Here is a 685-nt window from a genome sequence, read left to right as displayed (position 1 = left end):
CGAGGTGGTCGGCGTTGGTGTCCACGCCGACCAGGCCGTGCGCGCGGGCTGCCTCCAGCGGCACGGTCTGGACCGGCGGGATCGTCCAGGAGGCCGTCAGATACCAGCGGCCGCGGCCCACGTCTTCGTGGATGCGGTAGGCGACGGCCCGGTTGGCGGTGATCCGGTTGCGCCATTGCTCGCCCCGGTGCGGGAAGCTCACGCGGGCGGCGAGGACGTAGCGGCCGTGCGGCGCGTTCGCCAGGTGCGCCAGCGGTGCGGGAAGCTTGAGGGAGACTTCGCCGTCGTCGGTGACGCGGATGGTCTCGTTGCCGTACCGCTTCCCGGACTCGCCATCGGCCTGCAGGAACCGCCGCCCGGTCTCCCACCGGGTACGCCACTCGGCCTCGGTGAGCTGGGCGGCCTTCAGGTGGTGGCGGCTGTTCAGCAGTTGCTTGCCGCCGCGCACCACGCGCACGCGCCCGGCTTCGCGGTCTGCCCGGGCTGCCTGGAGCCGGTCTTCGAGCAGGTGCAAGCGGCGGGACTTGGCGAACCACTCCTGCCGGGTGTGGTAGCCGCCCGGCGCCTGCCTGGTGCCTTTCTCGCCAACGGGTCGGGACAGCCGGTGCGTGATCGTCGCGATCCCGGCTTGAAGGCTCTGGATGTGCGCGAGCTGGCCGCGCCGGGCGAGCGCCCACTGGTCGTG

Annotated in this window: 1 pseudogene; it reads right to left on the bottom strand. The window is 72.7% G+C overall.

Annotated elements, in window-relative coordinates:
- Positions 1–685: pseudogene (locus SSP24_RS42570) on the bottom strand (IS200/IS605 family accessory protein TnpB-related protein); the annotation flags it as partial.

Source organism: Streptomyces spinoverrucosus, assembly GCF_006539505.1.
GTDB classification, from domain to species: Bacteria; Actinomycetota; Actinomycetes; order Streptomycetales; family Streptomycetaceae; genus Streptomyces; species Streptomyces spinoverrucosus.
Note: the sequence above shows the minus strand (reverse complement) of the source record. Positions and strands in the feature narration are given on the sequence as shown.